Source organism: Exobacillus caeni (assembly GCF_005747095.1).
In the GTDB taxonomy this organism is placed as follows: domain Bacteria; phylum Bacillota; class Bacilli; order Bacillales; family Guptibacillaceae; genus Exobacillus; species Exobacillus caeni.
The window spans coordinates 32350-55919 of the sequence record NZ_SWLG01000014.1; the positions used below are offsets into that span (position 1 = coordinate 32350).

26 protein-coding genes and 1 pseudogene are annotated in these 23570 nt (G+C 41.9%); 4 read left to right on the plus strand and 23 right to left on the minus strand.

Translation table 11 applies throughout. The features are described from left to right. Positions 1-30: 30 nt before the first annotated feature. From FCL54_RS17465 to FCL54_RS17495, 7 genes are all read right to left on the minus strand, one after another. The gene (locus FCL54_RS17465) at positions 31-396 is read right to left on the minus strand and encodes a Na-translocating system protein MpsC family protein (RefSeq protein WP_138128154.1); all 366 of its coding nucleotides are present in this window, start codon (positions 394-396) and stop codon (positions 31-33) included. A 61-nt stretch (positions 397-457) separates the two neighbouring features. After that, a complete protein-coding gene (locus FCL54_RS17470) occupies positions 458-1726 on the minus strand; it encodes an L-lactate MFS transporter (protein WP_138128156.1) in 1269 nt (422 codons plus the stop codon). Between the two features lie 302 nt (positions 1727-2028). After that, on the minus strand, positions 2029-2991 hold the full coding sequence (locus tag FCL54_RS17475) for a PDR/VanB family oxidoreductase (RefSeq protein WP_138128158.1): 963 nt from the start codon (positions 2989-2991) through the stop codon (positions 2029-2031). A gap of 19 nt (positions 2992-3010) precedes the next feature. After that, positions 3011-3505 carry a hypothetical protein gene (locus FCL54_RS17480; protein ID WP_138128160.1) on the minus strand — a complete coding sequence of 165 codons (495 nt, stop codon included), beginning with the start codon at positions 3503-3505 and terminating at the stop codon, positions 3011-3013. A gap of 4 nt (positions 3506-3509) precedes the next feature. After that, positions 3510-4460 carry a heme-dependent oxidative N-demethylase family protein gene (locus FCL54_RS17485; RefSeq protein ID WP_138128162.1) on the minus strand — a complete coding sequence of 317 codons (951 nt, stop codon included), beginning with the start codon at positions 4458-4460 and terminating at the stop codon, positions 3510-3512. Positions 4461-4584: 124 nt separating this feature from the next. Further along, entirely contained in the window at positions 4585-5196 is a 612-nt protein-coding gene (locus tag FCL54_RS17490; protein ID WP_138128164.1) for an alpha/beta hydrolase, read from the minus strand. A gap of 21 nt (positions 5197-5217) precedes the next feature. Continuing rightward, positions 5218-6204 (minus strand): ring-cleaving dioxygenase, encoded by a 987-nt coding sequence (locus FCL54_RS17495; RefSeq protein WP_138128166.1) that lies wholly within the window; start codon positions 6202-6204, stop codon positions 5218-5220. 274 nt (positions 6205-6478) lie between these two features. Between FCL54_RS17495 and FCL54_RS17500 the strand changes: the two genes are divergently transcribed. Continuing rightward, the gene (locus FCL54_RS17500) at positions 6479-7546 is read left to right on the plus strand and encodes a DUF3900 domain-containing protein (protein ID WP_138128168.1); all 1068 of its coding nucleotides are present in this window, start codon (positions 6479-6481) and stop codon (positions 7544-7546) included. Between the two features lie 33 nt (positions 7547-7579). Here FCL54_RS17500 and mnmH read toward each other — a convergent pair whose 3' ends face one another. Continuing rightward, a complete protein-coding gene (gene mnmH / locus FCL54_RS17505) occupies positions 7580-8665 on the minus strand; it encodes a tRNA 2-selenouridine(34) synthase MnmH (RefSeq protein ID WP_138128170.1) in 1086 nt (361 codons plus the stop codon). 69 nt (positions 8666-8734) lie between these two features. Beyond that, on the minus strand, positions 8735-9151 hold the full coding sequence (locus FCL54_RS17510; protein ID WP_138128172.1) for a hypothetical protein: 417 nt from the start codon (positions 9149-9151) through the stop codon (positions 8735-8737). A 474-nt stretch (positions 9152-9625) separates the two neighbouring features. On the opposite strand from FCL54_RS17510, the gene FCL54_RS17515 reads away from it, so the two are divergent. Then, positions 9626-9808 (plus strand): hypothetical protein, encoded by a 183-nt coding sequence (locus FCL54_RS17515; RefSeq protein ID WP_138128174.1) that lies wholly within the window; start codon positions 9626-9628, stop codon positions 9806-9808. Positions 9809-9883: 75 nt separating this feature from the next. On the opposite strand, the gene FCL54_RS17520 is transcribed toward FCL54_RS17515, so the two are convergent. Beyond that, positions 9884-10351 carry a hypothetical protein gene (locus FCL54_RS17520; protein ID WP_138128176.1) on the minus strand — a complete coding sequence of 156 codons (468 nt, stop codon included), beginning with the start codon at positions 10349-10351 and terminating at the stop codon, positions 9884-9886. Between the two features lie 118 nt (positions 10352-10469). On the opposite strand from FCL54_RS17520, the gene FCL54_RS17525 reads away from it, so the two are divergent. Then, complete coding sequence (locus FCL54_RS17525) at positions 10470-10886, plus strand: VOC family protein (RefSeq protein ID WP_138128178.1); 417 nt, start codon at positions 10470-10472, stop codon at positions 10884-10886. Positions 10887-10924: 38 nt separating this feature from the next. Continuing rightward, positions 10925-11728 carry an alpha/beta hydrolase family protein gene (locus FCL54_RS17530; RefSeq protein ID WP_138128180.1) on the plus strand — a complete coding sequence of 268 codons (804 nt, stop codon included), beginning with the start codon at positions 10925-10927 and terminating at the stop codon, positions 11726-11728. Between the two features lie 52 nt (positions 11729-11780). Here FCL54_RS17530 and FCL54_RS17535 read toward each other — a convergent pair whose 3' ends face one another. The 13 genes and pseudogenes from FCL54_RS17535 to FCL54_RS17595 form a co-directional block, all read right to left on the minus strand. Then, positions 11781-12470 (minus strand): hypothetical protein, encoded by a 690-nt coding sequence (locus FCL54_RS17535; RefSeq protein WP_138128181.1) that lies wholly within the window; start codon positions 12468-12470, stop codon positions 11781-11783. Continuing rightward, entirely contained in the window at positions 12467-13207 is a 741-nt protein-coding gene (locus FCL54_RS17540) for a hypothetical protein (protein ID WP_171016902.1), read from the minus strand. The genes FCL54_RS17535 and FCL54_RS17540 overlap by 4 nt, the downstream gene beginning before the upstream one ends. Then, a complete protein-coding gene (locus tag FCL54_RS17545; protein ID WP_138128185.1) occupies positions 13185-14087 on the minus strand; it encodes an ABC transporter ATP-binding protein in 903 nt (300 codons plus the stop codon). The genes FCL54_RS17540 and FCL54_RS17545 overlap by 23 nt, the downstream gene beginning before the upstream one ends. Next, on the minus strand, positions 14084-14470 hold the full coding sequence (locus FCL54_RS17550; protein WP_138128187.1) for a GntR family transcriptional regulator: 387 nt from the start codon (positions 14468-14470) through the stop codon (positions 14084-14086). The genes FCL54_RS17545 and FCL54_RS17550 overlap by 4 nt, the downstream gene beginning before the upstream one ends. A 306-nt stretch (positions 14471-14776) precedes the next feature. After that, positions 14777-15877, minus strand: a complete 1101-nt coding sequence (locus FCL54_RS17555; RefSeq protein ID WP_138128189.1) for a beta-eliminating lyase-related protein — start codon at positions 15875-15877, stop codon at positions 14777-14779. Between the two features lie 117 nt (positions 15878-15994). Beyond that, positions 15995-17200 (minus strand): sensor histidine kinase, encoded by a 1206-nt coding sequence (locus FCL54_RS17560; protein ID WP_171016903.1) that lies wholly within the window; start codon positions 17198-17200, stop codon positions 15995-15997. Next, the gene (locus tag FCL54_RS17565) at positions 17197-17874 is read right to left on the minus strand and encodes a response regulator transcription factor (protein ID WP_138128193.1); all 678 of its coding nucleotides are present in this window, start codon (positions 17872-17874) and stop codon (positions 17197-17199) included. Before FCL54_RS17565 ends, FCL54_RS17560 begins: the two co-directional genes overlap by 4 nt. Further along, positions 17875-18435 carry a ferric reductase-like transmembrane domain-containing protein gene (locus tag FCL54_RS17570; protein WP_138128195.1) on the minus strand — a complete coding sequence of 187 codons (561 nt, stop codon included), beginning with the start codon at positions 18433-18435 and terminating at the stop codon, positions 17875-17877. It lies immediately after the preceding gene. Then, complete coding sequence (locus tag FCL54_RS17575) at positions 18393-19325, minus strand: FAD:protein FMN transferase (RefSeq protein WP_138128197.1); 933 nt, start codon at positions 19323-19325, stop codon at positions 18393-18395. The genes FCL54_RS17570 and FCL54_RS17575 overlap by 43 nt, the downstream gene beginning before the upstream one ends. After that, positions 19322-19633, minus strand: a complete 312-nt coding sequence (locus FCL54_RS17580; protein ID WP_138128199.1) for a hypothetical protein — start codon at positions 19631-19633, stop codon at positions 19322-19324. The genes FCL54_RS17575 and FCL54_RS17580 overlap by 4 nt, the downstream gene beginning before the upstream one ends. 139 nt (positions 19634-19772) lie before the next feature. After that, positions 19773-20744 carry an alpha/beta hydrolase gene (locus FCL54_RS17585; RefSeq protein WP_138128201.1) on the minus strand — a complete coding sequence of 324 codons (972 nt, stop codon included), beginning with the start codon at positions 20742-20744 and terminating at the stop codon, positions 19773-19775. 111 nt (positions 20745-20855) lie between these two features. Continuing rightward, positions 20856-21644: pseudogene (locus FCL54_RS24765) on the minus strand (peptidoglycan-binding protein); the annotation flags it as partial. Between the two features lie 445 nt (positions 21645-22089). Then, positions 22090-23541, minus strand: coding sequence for a carbon starvation CstA family protein (locus tag FCL54_RS17595; protein WP_138128202.1), 1452 nt, complete (start codon positions 23539-23541; stop codon positions 22090-22092). Positions 23542-23570 lie beyond the last annotated feature (29 nt).

Sequence of the window (23570 nt, forward strand, 5' to 3'; positions counted from 1 at the left end):
CCAAGTGCCAACACACTTAACCATATCTATTTAATTATTTTTAACAAACTTATCGGCTATATCATGATCAAACACAAAGATCGACATGCCAAAATCCTTTTCAATATCAATGTCAACAAAAAGATCAATCAATTTTGCGCCAAGCAGCTCTTCCATCTCGACAGGCCGGTTATTCTTATACATTTCTTTAACCATCTCAGTACGGGCTGCCCGGAGCATTTGCTTTCCATCATTTGATGTAGAAATAAACTTTTCTACCGGAGACAGGTTGCCCTCCATTTCACAGATCGCCCAGTTTTTACAGAAGGTTGTCTTGATCTGGCGCGGCCCTTTCCCCATATGGCGTTTTCGAAATGCTCTCACAAGGTTGCTAAACTCTGCTTCATAGTTAGTCATTTGCGACATTCCTTTTAAATAAGCCTTCAATTACTAATAGAGAATTATAAACCAGGAATTGTTAACTTGCAACAGATTGAGCCGCTTTACTTTCCTGTTCTTTCTTGAGTCTCTTGATATCAAAGCGGACTAAGAAAGAAACGATAAATGCGACTACAAACAAACCGGCAAAGAATGTTAAACTGTTCGCATAGCTTCCGGTCGTATCCTTGATCCATGCTGCGAAAAGCGGCCCGACAAGGCCTGCCGCTGCCCAGGCAGTTAAAATATATCCGTGGATGGCACCGAGCTGTTTTGTTCCAAACAAATCTCCTATAAAAGCAGGAATGGAAGCAAACCCTCCTCCATAGCAGGTATAGATAACAGCAAGCATGATCTGGAAGATGATCGCTGTCGTAACATTTGGAAGCATCAGGAACAAGCCGATCTGCAAGACAAAGAATGTTGTATACGTATTTGTACGTCCGATATAGTCTGAAACGGAAGCCCAGCCAATCCGTCCAAGTCCGTTAAAGATTCCTAATACCCCTACAAGAGCGGCTGCTTCAGCAGTAGTGAGGCCGATGCTTTCCTGTGCAAGCGGCTTAGCGGCTGATAGAATCGCAATGCCGCATGTTACATTAATAAACAGCATAATCCATAAGAAATAAAAGCGTTTTGTTTTAACTGCTTCATTCGCCGTTAACTGTGCCAAATCCTGCTTAATTCTACCTTTTCCGCTGTTAACCTTCTCTTTAAATCCTTCTGGAAGCCAGCCTTCTTCCGGTTTCTCAAGGTAAAGTGAAGAGAGTACCATTACGATAAAATAAGAAATTCCTAAAATGTAAAACGTGCTCGCAATGCCAACCGATTTAATTAGTGTGTCCATAACAGGTGAGGCGATTGCAGCTGCAAATCCAAATCCCATGATCGCAAGTCCGGTTGCAAGCCCGCGGCGGTCCGGGAACCACTTAACAAGCGTCGAAACAGGAGCGATATATCCGACTCCAAGGCCTATTCCGCCTAACACACCATAGAAGATATATAATAAAGACAAAGAACCTAAGTTAACTGCAAGTCCTGAACCTGCAATCCCTACTCCAAAAAATACTGCTGCTAAGAGCCCCGCTTTTCTTGGTCCGTATTTTTCAACAAAATGCCCTAAAAAAGCTGCTGATAGTCCCAAAAACAGGATAGCAAGGCTAAATGTTAACTGGACCTGGCTTGCTGTCCAGTCAAACTTCTCCATTAAAGGAGCCGTAAAGTTACTCCATGCATAAACTGATCCGATTGAAATGTGAATCCCCACTGCCGAAAGTGCAATAAGCCAACGATTCTTACTTTTACCCAACTCTTTTCCCCCTCTTTTTCTATATGAATAAAAAACCGCCGCACTTTTTTCCTAAGGTTTTCAAAAAACCATAGAAAATAAAGTGCGACGGTAGTAAAACACAGGTTCGCTGCGCTAAAGCCAGGTCACAACTTAAACGGTTACATCTGTTGTTTTTAACAGGAAACAGGGACGCTGTTCCAAAATCAAAAACATAAGATATGTAGTAATGTTCACAAAAGATTCAAAATCACTTAATTATCTTAATGTATTTTGGTAGCACAGTCAAGGTTAATTCTCTATTTATCAAAAGGATTATCCCGTTAAATATCAATCGTAATCTTTCTGGTTTTCGCACGCGAGACACAGGTTAAGATTCTATCCTGTGCCGCTTTTTGCTCTTCGGTCAAGAAGGAATCATAGTGATCGACTTGGCCTTCTTTTACATTTAGCTCGCATGATCCGCAGCGTCCGGCTCTGCAGGAATAAGGAGCATCGATCCCCGCTTCCAATAGCGCTTCAAGAAGCGACTTTTCTTTTGGCACTTTCAATATCCTTCCACTTTTTAGTTCCACCTCAAAAGGCTCGAGCTTCTCAGGTCGCGGAGCTGTAAAACGCTCGAAGTGAACCGATGACTCAGGATAACCGTACCGTTTCGCTGCCTCTGTAAAGTTCGCAATAAAAGTTTCCGGTCCACAAAAATAAGCATGTGTTCCAATCTTATGTTGAAGTAGCGAAGAGACACTCACCCGTTTTGCATTATCTTCCCTTGAGAAGTAAAAACGGCATCGGCCAGGATATTTTTCCTTTAAAAGATGGTAGAAAGCACACTGCTCCTTTGTTTTTGCAGCATAATGAAGTTCAAATGAAGCACCTTTCTCCTTTAGCTCTGCCATCATGGATAAAAAAGGAGTTATACCGATTCCTGCAGCATAAAACACATGATGCTTTGCTTTAAAGCTCAAAGGAAAGTGGTTTCTCGGAAAGCTGACTTGCAGTCTGTCCCCTTCCTTTACTTCCTGATGCCAGAAACGGGAACCGCCTTTTGAAGCTTCGTTTAAACGAATCGCAATCTGATAGTTGCCAGAGTCAGCAGGATAGTTTGTTAAAGAGTATGATCTCGCAAGCTTTCCTTCTGGCGGTTTTATATAGGTAGTGATATGGGATCCAGCACTAAACCGGGGGAGTGGTTCATTCCCTTCCGGAGCAAGGGTAAACCGTTTTACATAAGGAGTTTCTCTATGAATGGCTTTTACGATAACAGGTATCGTTTTTTCTTGATGCATGGCTAATCCCCCATCTCATTTATAGCTTTGCAACATAACCAAGATAAGCGTCCCTTAGTGAGGAATAGTGATCAGAAACGGAAAGCAACAAATCACAGTGCTTGCAACGGATTTCAGGAAGTTCTTTTTCCTCGCTGGTTTCCTTCTCGCGCACAACTGTAATTCCGTGGCATCGGCAACAGAACACGTTTGTCTTTTTTTCCCCATAGCCTATGTATTGTGCTTCTTCATTTGAAAATCCAATATCTTCTGCTAACCTTTTTATACTATCGAGCTTGTCCCATTGTAGTGAGACATAAAGGAAGTTCCCCATTTTCTGCTGGCTGAGCCACATCGATACATCAGTCTGAGGCGTTTCATCTTCCGAACTCCCCCCTATAAAAACCAGCTCAAAAGGAAGATTAGATTCAACAACAGCATCAATAACATGCTGTAAGATTACCAAACCCTTTTGGTCAGTTAAAAAAAGATATTTCCGCTTATCAGGAATGAAAGTAGCTTTTTCTGTGTTCAAATGCTCACCTTCTTTCCTTGAGCCGTTCTTCTAGATATTGGAGTACGGAATTTCTGTAGGATACAATCCCTTTATATTCAGCAATATGGGATGGGAGTTCTGCTAAAATGTTCGTAAACTGTTCCAGCCATTCCCTTTTCGAAGCAAGTTTTTTTAGAGGAAGAAGATGTGTATGAATGGTAAATAAAATGCCGTTGGTAAGGGGTAAACGAAATAACTTTTGAACCTCTACCCTTAAATGAACAAATTCCCCGGCGTTTTCCTTCGTAACTTTCTTACGGTCCTGCCCCCATTCATCAAACGTTTCAATTGATGCGTCGAGACGATTCCCGGCCATCAGTGACCAGTTCTTCCTCCACCAGGGATCACCCGCCTCCATCTGCATGATAAATTTCAAAATACGCTCATCCAACTTTTCCTCATTGAATCCTGGAATAGGTTGATGTATCTCTTTAAAGCTCATCCCTACGTTAAATGCCAGTGACCAATTTGCCGGAAAACACAGCTGGCCGGCGTCCAAAAACAGGTCTCCATCCCTCTGCATCATAAAAATCATATCTTCCTGAACATGGCGTCCAATGAAATCTAAAGGCTCAAACGGGAGAGTCGTTTCATCTCCAAAGGTAAACGACTGCTCCTCTCTAAGCAGCTTATTAATAAACGTCCACTCGTTTCCATTTTTCCGAACCATAAACTTATCAGGATGATAGGTTGTGAGATGTTCTGAAACGAACTCTAAAATCTCCCACTGGCCCTGCAATGTGTGAGAGCGAGATTGATAACAGCGTTCCGGATATTTTGATAACAGCTTTCGTTTAAGGCCAATCTCTCTTAGATAACCTGATGTTACCTCTATACTGCATGCATGCTCCAGAGGAGTGGAGTTATTGGAATAACGATACATGTCCCCCTTGAATGGATAAGGAAAACGCCTCAGTTCATCAACCTGCAACATAGCCTCACCTTTTTCTGAATATTGTTATTTTTAATTTTTAAAGAAAAAAGCTTGATTTGTCTAAATTTACAAGTTGGGACACAAAAAAGCCTCTTCGATCCGTTCGAGGAGGCTTATGTGTACCTTAACTTTTCGTAAAATGTTCTTTATACCAGGAAGTGGCTAAATCGATCTCTTCCCTTGTTAACTGATGTCCGATATCGCTCCAGTGCTCTGTCACGCTGGCATTCGCATTTTGCAAAGCACTTACCAATTCACTTGTTTCAGAAGGTGGGATTAAAGGATCTTGCTTTCCTGCTGCAATAAACACCGGGATATCACTCAGATCAGGGAGCTCGATACCTCTCAAAGGCACCATTGCTTTAAATAAAATAGCTCCAGCAAGCGAATCCTTATAATGGTGCAAAAGGCTTCCTGCTATGTTGGCACCGTTCGAATAGCCTACAGCGACAACTTTATTGCGGTCAAACCCGTATTTCTCTGCAGCCTCATTGATAAATTCGTGCAGCTCTTTTGTACGGAAGACCAGGTCCTCCTCATCAAACACACCTTCTGCTACACGGCGGAAGAAGCGGGGCATGCCGTTTTCTACAATATTACCTCTTACACCGAGAGCAGAAGCATTCGGATCAATCATCTCTGCGACCGGAAGCAGGTCACGTTCATTGCCTCCAGTACCATGTAGCAGCAACAGCACTGGCGCTTCTTTATTTCCTTCTTTAAAAATATGTTCCATTCTTTTACCTCCCCCCTTCGCTTAATTGCTTGTTTTTAAAGGCTTAAGCTTTGCTTCGATCTCTTCCCGCTGATCTTCAAAATACGGAGGCAAGGAAAGCCTTTCCCCTAAATGTTCAAAATCTTCATCGCCCTCAAAGCCCGGGCCGTCTGTCGCCAGCTCGAAAAGAATGCCATTCGGTTCTCTGAAATAAAGGGAACGGAAGTAATAACGCTCCACAAATCCTGAATTAGGAATACGCAGTTCTTTCATTAGCTGCGCCCATTTCCGAATTTCTTCTTCATCCTCTACTCTAAAAGCTACGTGGTGAACACCTCCACGGCCAAGCCTTTCCGGCGGGAGGTCGCTTCTTTCTTCGAGATGGACCTCTGCTCCTGTACCGCCTTCCCCGGTTTCAAAAACCCGAATATCCTTTTGCCCTTGCACACTTGAAGGATACTTCCGAGTTTCACGAAAGCCAAGGATTTCAGTGAGAACCTTTTCTGTTGGGTCAGCATTCGGCACAGTCAGGTGAACCGGTCCAAGGCCGTAAACAGCATTCTCTTCCGGGACCGGGCTCTTTTTCCATGGCTTCCCGCCTTCTGCTCCCTCATTGTTTTCATCAGAAACAAGAATCATTCTCTGGCCTTCAAAATCCTCGAACGCTAACGTTGCACGGCCGCTTTGACTGGATATTTCTTCATGTTGTACGTTTTCCTCCTCAAAACGCTTTTTCCAGTAGTTTAACGATTCATCATCTGGAACCCTCAGCGATGTTCCGGAAATGCTGTTGTTCCCCCTTTGGTTACGCCCGGCATTCGGAATTTCAAAGAACGTCAAGTCGGTACCCGGGTTGCCTCTTTCATCTGCATAAAACAAATGATAGACCGAAGTATCATCCTGGTTGATCGATTTTTTTACAAGCCTCATCCCAAGTGTTTCTGTATAAAATTGAAAATTTCGTTTTGCATCTGCTGTCAGCGCTGATACGTGATGAATTCCTTTTAACGGCTTTAGATTACGTTCCATTTTTCCACACCTTCCATAGCATGATAATTTTTTTATTTTTCCAAGTATCCCTCTGAAAGATTCCAACTTTTATTCCCTACTCAAATCATATCCGATAAATATCTCGAATTCAAGATATATGACTTGAAGATATTATGATTATATTTTACCCCGCTTAAAATGGGTTTCGTTTTAGCACCTTTTGGCCAATCTATAAAGCTCTTTCGTATTATTGACGAAAGCCAGTTGCTTTTCTATACTGAAAAAATGAACCGAAAGAGACAGGTGGTCAAAAATGGAGTTTAACATAAATTATTTATCCTTTTATCTGATCCAGGTAGAAGGTACAGGGGAAGATCAAAATAAGCAGTTTAAGCATTTTCAGACACTCAATCATGCAGACTATGAAAGCAGTCCGTTAAAGACATTCCTTGATGGGGAATTCGCAAAGATTACGAAAAGAAAAGTGGAACGCCATTCTAAGTCGGAAGGTGCCCCGACTAAAATCGGCCGTTTCATTGTGGAGCCCGGCCATGAACTGACGTCAAACCCGAACTATAACCTGTTCCATAAGACCCGGTTCGCCGGCTCTCCAGATGAATTCAGAAGTGCTGCAGAACAGATCGTCAGGATGTATATGGATACAAGCGCCATCCGTGGCGGGGCTCTCCTTGTCGCAACCGCAAAGCTAACCAAATTCTTTGATGATCCGTTCTTATTTATCGTAAAGTGTGATTTCGAACCTAAGGTCGCTAGCATTACTGACGAATCAACATTGATTCACAATGTAGAAATGGCGATCACAACGAAAAACATGAAGTCGATCCAATATCCGTATATGCCTGAAGAAGGCATGGTCGATAACGCGGAGATCAAGATTCACCAGGCTTCCCATGCCCGCTATTTCGAAGACTTCTTAAAGTTTATCGAATACGAGCAATCGATGCCTGAGATTGTAAAAACACAGACGATGGGGATGGTCCAGAGCCATATCCAGGAAACGTTTCCGGAAGAAAGCGAGGAGAAAAGAGAGTTTGAAGAGGCAATCGAAGAATGGGCGATCACGCCAAAACGAGAAATTCAGGAACGCCTATCAACTGAGCAGGTCGTCGAAGCAACCTCCCACATCGTTGAACAGTCCCCGGAGGTTGAGCTGAAACTAAAGCTCGATCACATCTCGGTCAAATCGTTGCTTGCCGATTTCGGCGACACGGTGCATCTAGCAAAAGTAAACGGACGCTATGTTCTCCTTATCGAAGCTGAAACAGTCAACTTTGAAAAAGGATTTTCTCCGATCGAATTTTACAAACCGGATGACCTTCATCAAGTGATCGACAGGATAAGCAAAAAGGGACAGGCTTAAATCAAGAAAGACAGTGAGCAACGGTAAGTTTGCTCACTGTCTTTCTTTTACATTACTAAAGACTGCCTGCTTTGACACTATATCATCGATGGTCTTTTTAATCACAAGTAAAACATCATCTTCCTGGTCCATCTGGATATCGATAACCTCGGAATGATACCTCTGTGCTGCATGATCATAACGTGGATCATAATAGTGAACGAGAAGGTCTTTTATAACCTTCCAATAATCGTCTTTTTCAAAGTTTTCGATAACGTCTGCCCGTACATCATCAGGCAGCTGTTTAAGAACTCTCTGGAGCCCTCCCCTCAACTCCTCAGCATGCTCTTCAGGTTTATAGATCTGGCAAATAAAATCTACCCTGCTTGTCAAAGCATCATGCATTCGAATCCTTGTACCTTCTTCTTTTCCTTTTAGTATCCATTTGGGAACAAACAAATTTCCTATTTTCTTGCTCTCTGACTCGATGATGTAGTACTCAGCGTCTTTCAACTCTTCAAGACGTTGATAAAGAAGGCTTTCAAATTCTTTCTGTGAGCGCTGCTTTAAACCAACGTGCCCGAACAAAGAACCGCGATGCCCGGCCATACCTTCCAGATCGATCACCGGATACCCTTCCAGCTGGAGGCGCTCAAGAAATTCTGTCTTTCTTGTACCAGTATGGCCTTCAAGAACGATAAAAGGCTTGTCCTGCTGCTTAAACCTTTCAAGCTCAACGACAACATGCTGGCGATACGCCCGTATTCCGCCCTCGAGCTGCTTACAGTCCAATCCCATCATCGTCATAACAGAGGCAATGCTCTTGCTTCTCATTCCGCCTCTTGCACAATAGATCAGTACAGGCTTTTGCTCTTGTTCCTGCAGCTCCCTCAATTTCTGATAGAAACCGGAAAGCTTAGGAGAAACCAGTTCTATACCGAGCTGTTTGGCATCATCCTGGCCAATCTGTTTATACATGGTCCCTACCCTGGCACGTTCTTCATTGGAAAAGATCGGCACATTTACCGCTTCCGGCAAATGGAATTCTTCATATTCTTTTGGAGAACGAACATCAATAATATGAAAGTCATGAGTACTTATATTTTCAACTTTTGCCACTTTAATAGATTGGATATCCAAGTTGCTTCATCCTTTATATTTATAAAATAAACCCAATAAGAAATTCTGTTGATAACTACTATTTTAACATTAAAAGCTTCCTTTAACTGGTTCTGATAACTTCTCATCCCCGGAGGCTTTTCTATTAGTTGTTTTTTCCTTTTTTACTCCCTGCCATACCAATACTGCACCTGCCACAACAAGAACGGGTTCCAACCAGTTAGCCTCCGGTCCGTTTGTAATACGATGAAGCTGGAAAACCCAGTGAAAAACGACAATGTCAAAACTTAGAAAAAGTCCGGTAGCGACGGTAAAACCATGAAAAAAGGAAGCCGAAAATATCCTTTTAAAAAGCACCATTAAGATTAATAGCACACATATGCCAAACACCACCGCTCCGATTCGCTCCATCTGGGTCTCGGCCTTTAATCCGAACGCAAAAGCATCAATAACATGGAAAAAGAAGTCAGTTACAAAAAACGCGAACACAGCTCCAAGCAGCTTCATTACATCCTCCTTAAAAAGTCTTTTATAAGGTTTCTAAAAGATTGTTGGTTTTGCGCAAAAGAGATAAACTGCGACATAGCAAACTGCTGACCGCTACGGAAATACACTACGCTTTCCGCGGGCTCGCGCTGAGCCTCCTCGATCGCAAAGATCGCCTGTCTGGTTACGGCTCACAGAGACTAGTGGATTTCCCTCACCTCCTTGCGATAAGGCAACATCGACTCTCTTTCGTTCGCCGTGTTTTCTTTATCTCCATACGAGTCAGTCTAATCCATACGTCCCTGGGCGTTCGCCTCCACCTTTCTACACTGCGGGGTCTCAACGTCTTCGCTGTCCCACAGGATAAGAAAGGCTACGGCAGCAAGACATCGCACGAAGAAAATATGATGTTCATTTTCGAGGAGTCTACGTGATTTCCTTCGCTAAGATTTGCTTTGTAGTTTTCATTCAAGGATTAACTATCAAACACTTCAGTTGATTGGAGCAGAGGGCAGTCGACTCCTGCGGGAAAAGCAACAGCTGAAGATCCCGCAGGAAGCGTTCTTTGCTGACGAGGAAGCTGAAGCGTTGCCCGCGGAAAGCGAACTGCCCGGAGTGGAAATCAATGCTGCAATTACGGCGCAGTTCATCTCAAATGTGAAGCTTATAAAGGAATAAGTATGCGAAAAGAGCCATATAAAAAGAACCACCCAATTTACTGGATGGTTTCGGTACTTTGAGAAATAACCCCCACTAAGCCCTTCTAAAACCTTCTTCTTCAAGATACTCTGTTGCTTCACCGTATGTTGTAAATGTCCCGTCCAGGTTTAGTCCTGCATAAACGTTCCACAGGTCTTCTTCCTTAACTAACATTAGCGAATGGTTTTCAGCATTTACCCATCGCTCTTCGGTAAAGTCTGTTTCAACCGATTTTTCATCAGCATCTGATGCCATTGACTCAATTGCTAGCTCAATAATCCGATGCAGCCTTCTTTCTGAAAAATCGCGAATATTAACCATGCCTCTCTCATCGGTTTTGTAACTGCCGATCAATTCAGCGTATACAAACCCATTTCCATTCGGATGCAAATGGTAGACCACATTCTTCTTGTCTATCGCACTATCTTCGTAATGAAAATTAACTCGTCCAAGGGATACATCTTTCCGTTTCAATTCAGGAAACGATTCTATAACTGCAAGCTTTTCTTCAAATGTAAGCATAATTCCTCCAGTATTTAATCATGTTTTTCAATTCATTATACCACTTGCTGTAAAGACAACCAAACAGGGAAAGTTTATACTGTATGTATAGAGTCATTTAAGAGGAAGGTGAGCAAAAATGAACAAATCGCTGGATCATATTGGGGTCGCAGTCCGTGATTTAGAAGAAAGCATCTCTTTTTATACTGATATATTAGGCGCTGATCTTATTGACCGCTATAGGAGTGAGGCTAAAGGAGTCGAAAGTGAAATTGCGGTCATGGAAGTGAACGGGAATAGAACCGAGTTACTCTCTCCTACTAACAATACGACTTCTCCCATCGCCCGCTTTATCAAGCAAAAGGGAAAGGGTGTCCATCATATCGCTTACCGGGTCAGAGATCTTGATAAAGCTTTACAAGAATTGGAATTAAAGGGAATAAGAGTAATGAAAGAGACTCTTCGTGTGAACAAGCATGGGAGAAGGTTAATCTATTTGAACCCTGCAGACACAGGAGGCGCAATCATCGAGTATTGTGACTATCCCAATCAATAACGTTAATAAACAATATCTTCATATAAGAGGTGAAAACGATGGAAAAGATTTTTTATGGGGAAAATGAAAACCAATTTGGGGAACTTCGTCTCCCTGAGGGAAAAGGGCCTCATCCCGTCGCGGTCGTTATTCATGGAGGGTTTTGGAAGGCTCACTTTGGGCTTGATCTGATGACAGATATGGCCGAAGACTTAACTGCAAATGGATTTGCCACATGGAATATCGAATATCGGCGGGTTGGACAAGAAGGCGGAGCATGGCCCGGTACGTTAACGGATGTGGCACTTGCCACCGATTATGTTTCTACTCTGGCAGACACCTATCCGCTTGATCTTACCAGAGTGATCACGATCGGACACTCTGCCGGTGGCCATCTTGCGTTATGGCTTGCAGGACGCCACCGTATACCAGATAAGAGTGAATTACATATTACCAATAATCCTCTTCCTATTTCGGCTGTTGTTAGTTTAGCAGGTGTCAGCGATCTCGATATGATGTATGGTGTACACCACTTCAGAGATAAATTGTTTTCCCTGGATCCAAATAATCCGACAGCTGAATTGTTAAAGGGGAGCCCCGAAGAACATCCAGAACGTTATAAGGAGGCTTCCCCTATCGAATTGCTGCCTTTAGGAGTACAGCAGGTTCTCGTCCACGGTGCCCTTGATATCAATGTCCCGATAGGTATAAGCGACCACTATCACCGCGAGGCGCAAGAAGCCGGCGACTTTGTGAAATTAGTTGAGTTGCCAGATGCTGAGCATTTTATGATTATCGATACTTCTACTGAAGCATGGGCAGCTGTTCGGGAAGAAATGCTTTTATTAATCAACAAAGGCTAGTCGTCTATAAAAAAGTTCCAGTATCATTGTCTGGAACTTTTTTCAATATTTGTTATTCATCTATAAAAATAACACCGCCAGTAACTTCAACACCCACTGGTATCTGCATATATAGGAAGTCCTGATCCATCATAGCGCTCATGCGCGATTCTGACTTTTTCCCATCGGAAAATTGCTTTACAGTAAACTCCTTTGAAAAGTTAGCAACCTTAACATTAACCTTCTCTCTTTTTCGTATATGGATGGTGTTTTCCCCAAACTCCAGTTCAGGAGCTTTTACTTTGCTGCTGACATCCACGTTCCCTACGATTCTTTTCATGCCATAATAATCAATCTTTATTTTTTTATCGGTACCCGCCCTTTCAGCTAACACGGTAACTGCTGAATGCTGGGGTTCAGGCGCAGTGAGAACGAGCCGGTCATCTTTCAACTCAAACTCCCACTGTTGCGTAATATACTTATCATCGACCTGGTCGATCTTTCCATTAAGAGCAAGCCGGTACAGCTCCTCCTGATTTTTCTCTTCTTGCATTATTTCTTCATCACTGTATGTTTTGGCGTGTGTAAACGTATCCTCAGGCAGCATGAAGTATATCAATACCGAACCGATCAAAATAATCGCATATCCTCCAAATATCCACTTCAAAGGCTTTTTAATATGATACTTTCCCATGAACGCATTAAAAATATAAATTCCAGCAATAACTGAGATAAAAGCAAGTAGGAGGCTAATAATAATCATTGCTTCACCTCCATTCGTCCCGAAACCAGAAGAGACGCTCCAAAAAGAACCACAGCTGTAATAATCGTTTTTAAAGCGAATACCAAAAATGAGTTTTCATTGCCAAAAAAGCCAATGATGTTTTGAATCAACTCAGGATGACCCGTCGAAAGGATCAGTGTGCTTAACAACAAGACAGGAAGTAACACAATTAAAGATTTGTGAATCTGCGTAAACATCCCGACGAGGTAGCCGAGAGCAGAAAAGAGAATGATGTAAAGGATAGTCCCAATCATTCCAGTACTGTATTCGGGAAAAGAAACAGAAGCCTGAACAAATGCGTCAGTATTTACAAAACTTATGACCAATACTTTAAGTAAAAAGCTTGATAGCATAGCAGTAATACCTGCTAGAATACATGAAACTATAAGAAAATAAATATTTGATACATTACTGCTCACCCTGTTCGTCACAAAAGAAAAGTCATCGAACCGATATGCCCTGGTTGTAAGAAGGACCGCGGTGATGAAGCCCCATAACATTGTTAATACAATAACAATGTTTCCCGAATAATAGTTAGCTTCATATGAAAAATTTTCAGTTTCGCCCCCGCTCATTCCAATCCCTCCAAGCGAGAACAGTATTGCCAGTACCTGTACTGCAATTAGAGAAGTGAAAACACCCCTGTATGCTTTCAGCTTAAATTGCAGCTGCTTTTTCACTACATCTTGCATTCTAGCTTCTGCTAAATACATCATCGATCCCCCCTATGGTTTTATTCGTTAAATACACGCAAAGATCATCAGCAGAAACAGGCATGAGTTCGATCCCCTCGTTCCTTGCTTGCTCGATCTCTAAGGCAGAAAGATCATTTTTTACAACGATATAAGAACTTCCGGCGCCCAGGCTTTTTTGAAAAATCACTTTTCTTTCCTCGGCCCACTTTGTGATAGAAACTGATCTCCCGCTAAGCGCGATTGCATATTCTTTCAAGTCGCCCATTGCCATGTGAAGGTACTTTTCTCCACTTTTTATCAACAGGATATCTTCCAATATATCTTCAACTTCATTTAAAAGATGGCTTGATAAAAGAATTGTGCGGGGATAAGCGATATAGTCTTTCAGCAAAGCCCTATAAAAATCTTTTCTTACACCTGCATCCATTCCAGATGTCGGTTCATCATAAACGGTTAGTGCACAACGAGAGGAAATACCGACAATCGTGTTAAAGGTGCTCCTCATTCCTTTTGATAGACTCGTATGGTATTGACGTAAATCCAGTGAAAAATAGTTCATTAATCGTTCAGCCAGTTCCATATCCAGGTTTTCATAAAAGGTCGCTGCTGCTTTTAGGATCTCCCCTAAGTTCAAGGACCCCGGATAGCTCATTTCCTCGTTTACAAAGATGAGGTTTGCCGATACTTTTAAATTGTTAAAAGGAGATTCGGAAAATACTTTGACTTCACCTGATGTTTCTTTTAAATAACCCGAAATAATTTTGAGCAGTGTTGTTTTACCTGCACCGTTTCTTCCGATCAGGCCAGTAATTTTATTTTCCGTAAGCGTGAATGATATATCGTTGAGGGCTTTAGTCTTCCCGTACACTTTCGTGAGCCCTTTACATTCAATCACATTCATTTCCCATCCCCCTTTATGCATGAGCTTGCATCCTTAACCATCTGGATTAATTCTATTTCGCTAACATTTAGATAATCCGCTTCTTTCACAAGATCGACTACCAGCGTTTTCAACGTCTCATTCTTACGTTTTGAAAGAATGGTTTCTTTTGCTTCATCAGTCACAAACATTCCAAGTCCCCGTTTTTTATACAGCACTTTTTCATCCGCTAAAATATTCAGTCCTTTTGCAGCGGTTGCCGGATTAATATTAAACATCTCTGCAAGCTGGTACTGAGAGTAAATCTTTTGATGCGGGTTGATGTTTTCACTTATAATTTCAGTTTCAAGCCATTCGGCAATCTGGATATAGATCGGCTTCATACTGTCCGAGTTAAGGATCAAATCTCCACCTCCAGGAAAAGAGACATAGTGCATTACTGTTGTAATGTACTATATGCTATTTCTGATAAAAAAGCAACATTTTTTCAAAAAGGCTCTTTTCTAAAAGATTTTTGTTTTTGCTTAAAAGAGATAGACTGCGACGCAATTGCAGCATTGATTTCCGCTCCGGGCAGTTCGCTTTCCGTAGCGGTCATCCATCCGTATGTCGCAGTTCATCTCTAATGTGTAGCTTATTAGAGACTTTCAAAAAAAAGGTAAGTTCTTTTCGACTAAAAAGAACTTACCTGACTTATGTCATCTATTTATTTAAGCGTTAATAACTTCGCCAAGCCTCTCATCGAGCATTTGAAATGCTTTCTTTAACGTTTCCTCTGACACCCGTGTATATTGGTCGCCAATGCTTACTTCAAAATAATATCCCTCATTATCGTTTTCTCTTAAATAGCTCGTTAAGCCGATACCAGTTTCTTCGTAAATGTCTGTTAATGCTGATTCCAGCTTTTCTTTAGGAGCTTGAATATGGACATGGAACATATTTGAAACCGGCTCTAACGGTAACGTTGAAACACCGGCACATCGATTGAACAGACCTGCAAGCTCCCTCGCATCTTCATAGTACTGTTCCATCTTACCGGCTCTTTGATCAAAATAATAATCAGCACTGATAATATACGGATAAAGGCTGATCAAATCACCACCGTGGCGCCTTTTCCATACTTTTGATTCTTTAATAATCGCTTCACTTCCTGCTAGAACCGCCCCCGCAATGCCGCCGATCCCTTTATAAACAGATACATAGACACTATCGAAAAGAGCAGAAACTTCAGCAGCAGATTTTTTATAGTATGGAAGCACTTCAAATAACCTTGCTCCGTCTAAATGTAACGCAATCCCTTTTTCCCGGCAGTATACAGAAATTGATTCAAGTGTTTCGTAGTCCGGTAATTGGCCTCCGATCTCGCGCTGGGGCAGTTCGAGCAACAAACAGGAGACTTCCTCTTCCATGTTCACTACGTCTTCCAGTTCGATCACTCTGTTTTTATCAGCAAGTAAAACAGGTTCGATGTGATGCAGTTCTTTCAAACCATCTTCTTCATGGATTTCTAAGTGGCTCAATGGATGGTAGGCTACTTTTTTAATTCCCTTTTTGTCGCACCATATCCGGAGCGCAATCTGCTGGGCCATCGTACCGCTCGGAAAGAACACAGCAGCTTCTTTCCCTAAAATCCCTGCCATTTTATCCTGAAAATCTTTAATAACCTGGCCTGTCCCGTAAAGATCGCTTTCTTGACCGCCACCTATATTTTCAAATGCATCTTTTAATACTTGCACGTCTCTTTTTCCGTGGCCGGAGATCTGGTATCTTGTGCTTTTAAACGCTTTTGCTAAAGAATTTTTTTCACTCAATGACAAAACCCCTTTCAAAAAACTGTATGCTATATTTTAATTTTTCTTATCTATAATAAGTTTCTACAAGCTTTAAAGATAAACCTTCACCAAAATCGAGAGGCGTGTGATAGAAACTTATTTATACAACACGATTAAGAAAGAGGTTCCTTCTCCTACGGTACTGTTCACTTCAATGTTCCCCCCATGAGCTTCTACAATAAAGCGGGCAATAGAAAGACCGATACCATTACTTCCTAAATTTCGTGAACGGGCTTTATCAACCCGATAAAAGCGTTCGAATATCTTTGTTAGGTGCTCAGGAGGTATTCCGATCCCGGAATCTTTGACCAGGATATAAACCTTTTTCTCTGTTGAAGTTAGCCGGACATGGATCGTTCCGTTTTTTTGATTGTATTTGACTGCATTATCCAGGAACAGATAAATCACCTGCTGGATCCTTTCCCGGTCTCCAGACATATGCACATTCTCTTGTATTTCGCTAGTAATCGATAGCCCATTGTCCTGAACGACTTTAGAGAACGCTCGGACGGATCGGCTGACTAGCCCTGACAGATCGAACTTTTCCTTTACTAAAACTAACTTCCCCGAATCTGACCGGGCAAGAAGCAATAAATCGTTAACGAGCGAAGTCATTCGCCTCACCTCAGCGGACATATCATTGACTGTTTGCCTTGAAAATTCAGAAAGATGGTTCTCCTCTTCCTCTTCTAAGATCTCAAGGCCGGCAGATAAAATACTCAATGGTGTCCGGAGCTCATGGGAAGCATCATTAACAAATTCACGCTGACGTTTAAAAGAATTAATAATAGGCCCGATAGCCTTTCCTGCCATCAAAAAAGAAAGTCCCATCGCAGCAAATGTAAAAAGGACTGTGAGTAAGATCAGGACTGTAAAAAGCCGGTTCAACACTTCTTTTTGTTGTGTAATGTCCACCCCGCTGTAAACATATCCACCTGCTTCAATCGGCTTTGCGACGAACAAATACTCGCGATTATCTTCATCTATTTCTCTAGATTCCAGTGAATCTGGAGTCCACCCCTTTATAATGTTATCAATCGATTCGCCGTGCCGATGGACTATCTCTCCTGTTGGCGTTACAACCGCTAACAAGCTTCCCTTTGTTCTTTCATAAGGTTCATTGGCCTCATGAATCAAATGGGAGACAGATTTGTTTGAAATCATTTCGATGGCCTTTTCTTTTTGGTCGCTTAAAATCGAATTTGACACCGCTATATAAGCAATAACCACAAACAATAAAAGAAAAAGCATCGTTAGTATAGCGAAGATCCACATGAGTCGCTTCTTTGTCTTCTTTATCATGTTATCCATCCGATTTGATAACCTACATTCCGTACACTTTTAATTACATGGTCCGTCTTTGCATCTCTCAGCTTTTTTCGCGTTAATTTCACAAGGGAATCCAGGTTATTATCTGAAACTTCCGCATCGATGCCCCAGATCTTATCAATTAACTGCTCTCTTGTCAGAACACGTCCAGCGTTTATCATTAACGCCTCCATTAACTGGTACTCCTTATACGTGAGCATAATCTCCTGTTCTTCCGCTCTAAGGGTATGGGCTGTTTTATTTAAGACAAGCGGCCCGATTGCGATCGTTTCTTGTTGAAGAGGTTTGGCAGCTCTTCGTGCCAGTGCTCGAATGCGCGCAAACAGTTCATTGAACTCAAACGGTTTTACCATATAGTCATCTGCACCAGAATCCAGGCCGATCACACGGTCATCTACACTATCACGTGCAGTAAGCATTAAAATGGAGGACGGGCAGTTCTCTTTCCGGAGCACAGCACACACTTCCTGGCCGCTCATCTTCGGCATCATCCAATCTAAAATAACCACTTCATATGGATGTGATATCGCATAATCAACAGCAGATTGTCCATCTTGCACCCAATCTACTTGATGAAATTCTTTTTTTAACTTATGCACAAGAAGACGACCTAACTTTTGATCGTCTTCTGCCAGTAATATATTCATTTATAATCTTCCCCCTTTTGCTACATGACGACCTTTCTTCTGAAAGCTAACATAAAACCTTTTTAAACAAAATGCTGTTATGAGAAGGATAGAAGTTCCGAAATAAAGGGCCATCATCGGTTCGGTTGTGCTGTCAGACCCGATCAACACTCCATGGGCAAGCGCCAGCAAATAAGCAGGCAGAGAAAAGAGATGGATTTTCTTCCAAACCGAACGTCCTACTATCTTCATCATATCGGATGAAAGCAAAATTAGAAAGACTCCGTAAAGTGCAACCGTTCCAATTCCATTCAAAAGCCGATGTTCATCGGAATAAAAAGGAATAAAAACTTCGTACCAATGATAGCTCACATAGCTATCAAAGAGTAATACCGTCCCATGAAAAATTATGATTAAGAAGCCTATCCATCCTGTAAATTGATGAAATAAGTTCCAGGAACCTTTCCATTTCAAAGGAATAAGACCAGAGCTATGCAAAAGCCCTGCAAATATCGATAAAAAAAGAAGGCAAAAGGACGTTAGACCTGAGATCCTTGTCCATTCCCATGTTGTGATGACCATGCGGTTTTCACTCCTTCACAAAATTCTGCTATATTTTCTGTTATTCGTATTTTTTTATCATCCGTAATAACAATCGCGGCAATCGAACGGTCTCTTTGCCCCAACCACGATTCCACGAGTTCTCCATTCATCATACAGAGCACTTTTGCATAAACTTCCGCCTCTCTTACGCTCGAGGCAAGAACTGTTACTTGCACAACATCAGATTCCGGATTCTCACCCGTCTTCCCATTTAAAATATGATGATAAAATCCATCTTCTGTTTGCCAGCGGCGATGCAACACATTTGAGGTGGCGATCGCTCCTTTTCTTATCTTTAGTTGTACGATATCTGTATTGCTATCGAACGGGTTCATTATCCCGATCACTTCCGGCTCTGCAAAAGAAAACCGCATATCTCCTCCACCATCTATAAACACGTTATGTCCACGAGCCATGTGATAAGCCCTGTCAACACTCCACCCTTTGACAAATCCACCGAGATCCAATTCAACATTTTGCAGTTTTTTGACCAGTGGCTGCCCGGAATGAAGTAAAATTTTATTTTCGTGATAAGCTGGTAAACAGGCCTTTATTCCTCTTCTTTTCATTTCGGAAAATGGTCTATCATATCCAAGCGCCTTTAACTGTGCACCCAAAAATGGATTGAACAGGCCATCCATCCTTTTCATATAGTCCGTTACTTCAACTAAAATGGAATAGAAATCCGGAGAAACGGTGACCCATTTATCTGATGGTTCCAATCGATTAAACCATGAAAGATAACTTTCATTTCTAAAACGGGAATACGTTTGTTCTATATCGTTAAACCACTGTTTCAATTCAGCATGGTTTTCTGCTTCCACAAAAAAGGACGAGCCCATACATGAAAATTCAATACTTTTTGTCATGAGTGCCTTGTTCTTCTGTCTGATGGTTCCATCCCTTGATATTCTCCCTCTCCAAACTCATGGTCCTCATACTCATCTTCTTCACCATATCTATGGTCTTCAAATCCATCTAACCTTTGATTGTTTTCCCCATTCCCGTATCGGGAAGCTTCTCTGTAACTCTCTTCTGCATCAACAGACCATTCTTCTCCTCTTACTGCATTACTGTTATCAGTGAGTTGATGGTTTTGTACAAATCCTATAAAAGTGGCTGCTACCACTGCTGTAGTAATACCCGAAAACCATTTCACTGTAGTTTTTTTATTCATTTTCCTTACCTCCGTCGTATTCTTGCAACTATAATAGCAAACGAAAATGAAATTAAAATGAAAAAACAAACCCAATTAACGATTAAAAGGACAGGTTCTTTAAAATTATAAGAACCTGTCCTTTTATCAATTTCCATTTTCATTTGGCCAACTTTGCTTTCTCAAGAAACTTCCCCAACCGTTTCTGATATTCCTCTTCTGCTATCGTGTATGCTTCCGTATGACCTGCCCCTGGCACGATCCACATTTCTTTAATCCCACCCGCCACTTCGTAAATGCGACTGGCCATTTCAGTTGGGACAAGCTCATCCTGGTCGCCATGGATCACAAACAGTGGAAGTTTATTTTTCTTCACCTGTTCAAGAGCTGATGCTTCCCCAAACGAATAGCCTGCCCTAACTTTTGTCACTGCACTCGTTACTTGCATTAACGGAAATGACGGCAGATGATATAAGTATTTTAACTGATGTGCCAGTTCTTCCTCTACAGATGTGTAGCCACTATCCTCAATTATTCCTTTAACCTCTGGAGGAAGTTCTTCCCCGCTCGTCATCAGAACGGTAGCAGCGCCCATCGAAAAGCCGTGAAGGAAAATCGTTTCTTCCTGTTTTTCATCAATCAGATACCGAACCCATCGCTGATAATCTATTCGATCATCCCAGCCATATCCGATATAATCGCCACCGCTGTCACCATGACCCCTGGCATCCGGCTTCAACACATCGTAGCCAAGCTCATAGTAATACTTCGTGATACCTGGCATTTGGGTATGGTTGCCTTTATAGCCATGTGCTAAAACAACAGCCTTTCCGTTTGAATTTTCATTTTTTAAAAAGACTGCTTTCAGCCTTATGCCATCCTCTGATTCTATTTCAGCCGTTTCAAACGACTGCCTTTCTGTCCATTTCATGATTTCTTCAAGTTTCGCCTGTTTTTCTTCTTCGACCATGGCGCTTGCCGCCTCTACTTTTCCATCACTTCCACCATATAAGTCGACTGCATCATGGCTTCTACTGACCGCAACATTATAAAAGTATTCACCTGCGACCAATAAGGAAACTGTTATGAAAACAACGAGACTACTAGTTATCCAAACCATTCTTTTTATCATTCTTAACTCCTTTTCCTGTTTCTGTTATGTTAATTATAACTGTTTTTTTATGTAAAAACAGAAAAAGCCTGCCAACCTTTTAAGATTGGCAGACTCTCTTTCACCCAGCAATTATAGTGTTATATAATCCAGTGGATCAACCATGTTCGTCTTGTTAATGTTCCATGATCCTTTATGAAGTTCGAAGTGCAAGTGCTGGCCGTAAGAATCTCCAGTGTTTCCCTGGTGCCCGAGCAATTGCCCTTGGGATACCCTTTGCCCTGCCGACACCTTTCTCTCTCTCATGTGAGCATAAACTGTCGTATACTTTTGACCACCTATCGAATGTGCGATAAACACAACATTGCCGTATGTAGATGAATAATATGAACGTTCTACTGTTCCAGAAGCTGCCGCTACAACAGAAACAGTTCCAGCTTTAGCTATGTCAACGCCTGTATGTCTGCTTCCCCATCTCATTCCTGTTTTAGCTGTTAAAGTTCCTGATGTGGGTTTCATGAAGCTAGACTTCTTGTTTAAAGCATGAAAAGTATTTGACCCTGCGATTCCATCGGCTGTTAAGCCATTCGCGCGTTGGAAGCTTTTCACCGCATCTGCCGTAATTGTTCCATAATAATTTGTCGTTTTATAGAAGGTAAAATGCCCCAGCGTTTTTAATTTCTTCTGAAGCTCTTCTACATCGTTTCCGGTTGATCCGATTCGTAACGTCCGATCGAAGCTGCTACTGCTACCGGCGCTTTTTAATACGCTTACCGTCTGCGGCCCTACGATTCCATCAACTTTTATTCCGGCTGAACGCTGAAAATCTTTTACATCTGAAGTGGTGATAGAACCAAAATAACCTGTTGCAGTAGGGTATGAGAAGTATCCTTTGCTCATAAGCAATGTTTGCAACTCTTTTACGTCTGAATTAGACATACCCTGCTTTAAGATTTGTCCCCCTAATGCTGCCTCACCTGTCGCAGGTGCTAAAAATAGAGCACCGGCCACGGCTGAAGTAACCAAAGCTTTCTTAAACAATTTTGTTTCCCCCTAATGAAAAATTTAGCAATATTTGTCTAACGCTGACTATATTACGTGAATTTTGCAAAAGGGTGAAGTTGCATTTTTACTAACTAAAGCACCCCAAAACGAAGTCTTTTTTACTACAATAAAATAAATGTTTGATATTTCAAATAAACGTTTGTTTGATATGTATGTTCGCAAAACACCAATGATTTCCCTCAGTATAATTAAAAAACAGGAATCCAAAACAGATTCCCGCTTTTTATAGAGTTATGATAACAATACCAGAGAGAACCGATCCCTCTAGCATTGTTATCTTCATATCGAGTACAACAAACAACTATGCAGTTTTCTTCCATCCTGAAATATCGTCTTCAAGCGGAATTTCGTTTGCTCTTGCCTTTTTAGCAGCGATGAAAAAGATTGCGACAAGAATAACAGAGATGGTCGCGGCTCCTATATAGGAACTGCTTAAAGCCATTCCAAATCCGATTGGTGCATTTAAAATATAGGTTGTTGTCGCCATTAGCATGAACACCCCTGGCAGCAGCGGAATCCAATAATTTTTCTTTGCGATATAGAGATACATCGCTCCGACGAACAGTGCAATGACAGCTGTTGATTGGTTCGCCCAGGAGAAATAACGCCATAGAAGTGTAAAGTCAATTTTAGTAAGTGCAAAAGAGATAACAAACAGCGGAAGTGCGATCACAAGTCTGCTCGCCACTTTCTTTTGAGAAAAGTTAAAGTAATCCGCGATAATCATTCTTAAGCTTCGGAAAGCAGTATCTCCGGAAGTGATAGGAAGGACGATAACCCCAAGCACTGCCAGCGTACCACCGATTGCTCCGAGCATTAATGTTGAAGCTTCACTCACTATAGCAGCCGGTCCACCGTTAGCAAGAAGCTCGTTTAGTCCTACAGAGCCACCAAATAAACTCATTGCTGCTGCAGCCCAGATCATTGCGATAATTCCTTCAGCGATCATCATGCCGTAGAAGATTTTGCGACCGTTCTTTTCGTTTTCAGTTGTACGGGAGATAATCGGAGTCTGTGTTGCATGGAATCCAGAAAGAGCTCCACAAGAAATCGTCAAGAACAACAATGGGAAAATCGGCGCATTATCAGGGTGTAAGTTAGTAAACGCCAGTTCAGGGATCGGTGCTCCAGTAAAGATAAGCATACCACCGACTCCAAAGGCACTGATCAACAGAAGCGCACCGAAAACTGGATAAAAACGGCCGATAATTTTATCGATCGGAAGCAACGTAGCCAAAATATAGTATACAAAGATAGCTCCGAGGATTAAGCCCATAGAAGCCCAACCGTTCATCAAATTATGAAGTAAACCTGCTGGAGCTGTCACGAAAACAGTACCAACTAACAATAACAGCAAAACCGCGAAAGCGTTTACGACATGTTTCATAAACTTGCCTAGAAATTTTCCTGCAAGCTCTGGAAGATGGGCACCACGGTTACGGATGGAAATCATTCCAGTTAAATAATCATGTACAGCTCCCGCAAAGATAGCTCCTAATACAATCCAGAGAAAGGCTACGGGACCGTATAGAGCTCCCATAATCGGGCCAAAAATGGGACCAACACCTGCTATGTTCAAAAGCTGGATGAGTGAATTTTTCTTTGTATTCATCGGAAGGTAGTCGACGCCATCCTTATGGGTAAAGGCTGGTGTTGTTCTTGCTTCGTTCACACCGAAAACTTTTTCAACAAATTTACCGTACGTAAAGTATCCTATAATCAAAAGAGCGATACCGGCTAAAAATGTATACATGATAAATCCTCCTCACGAAATATGAATGC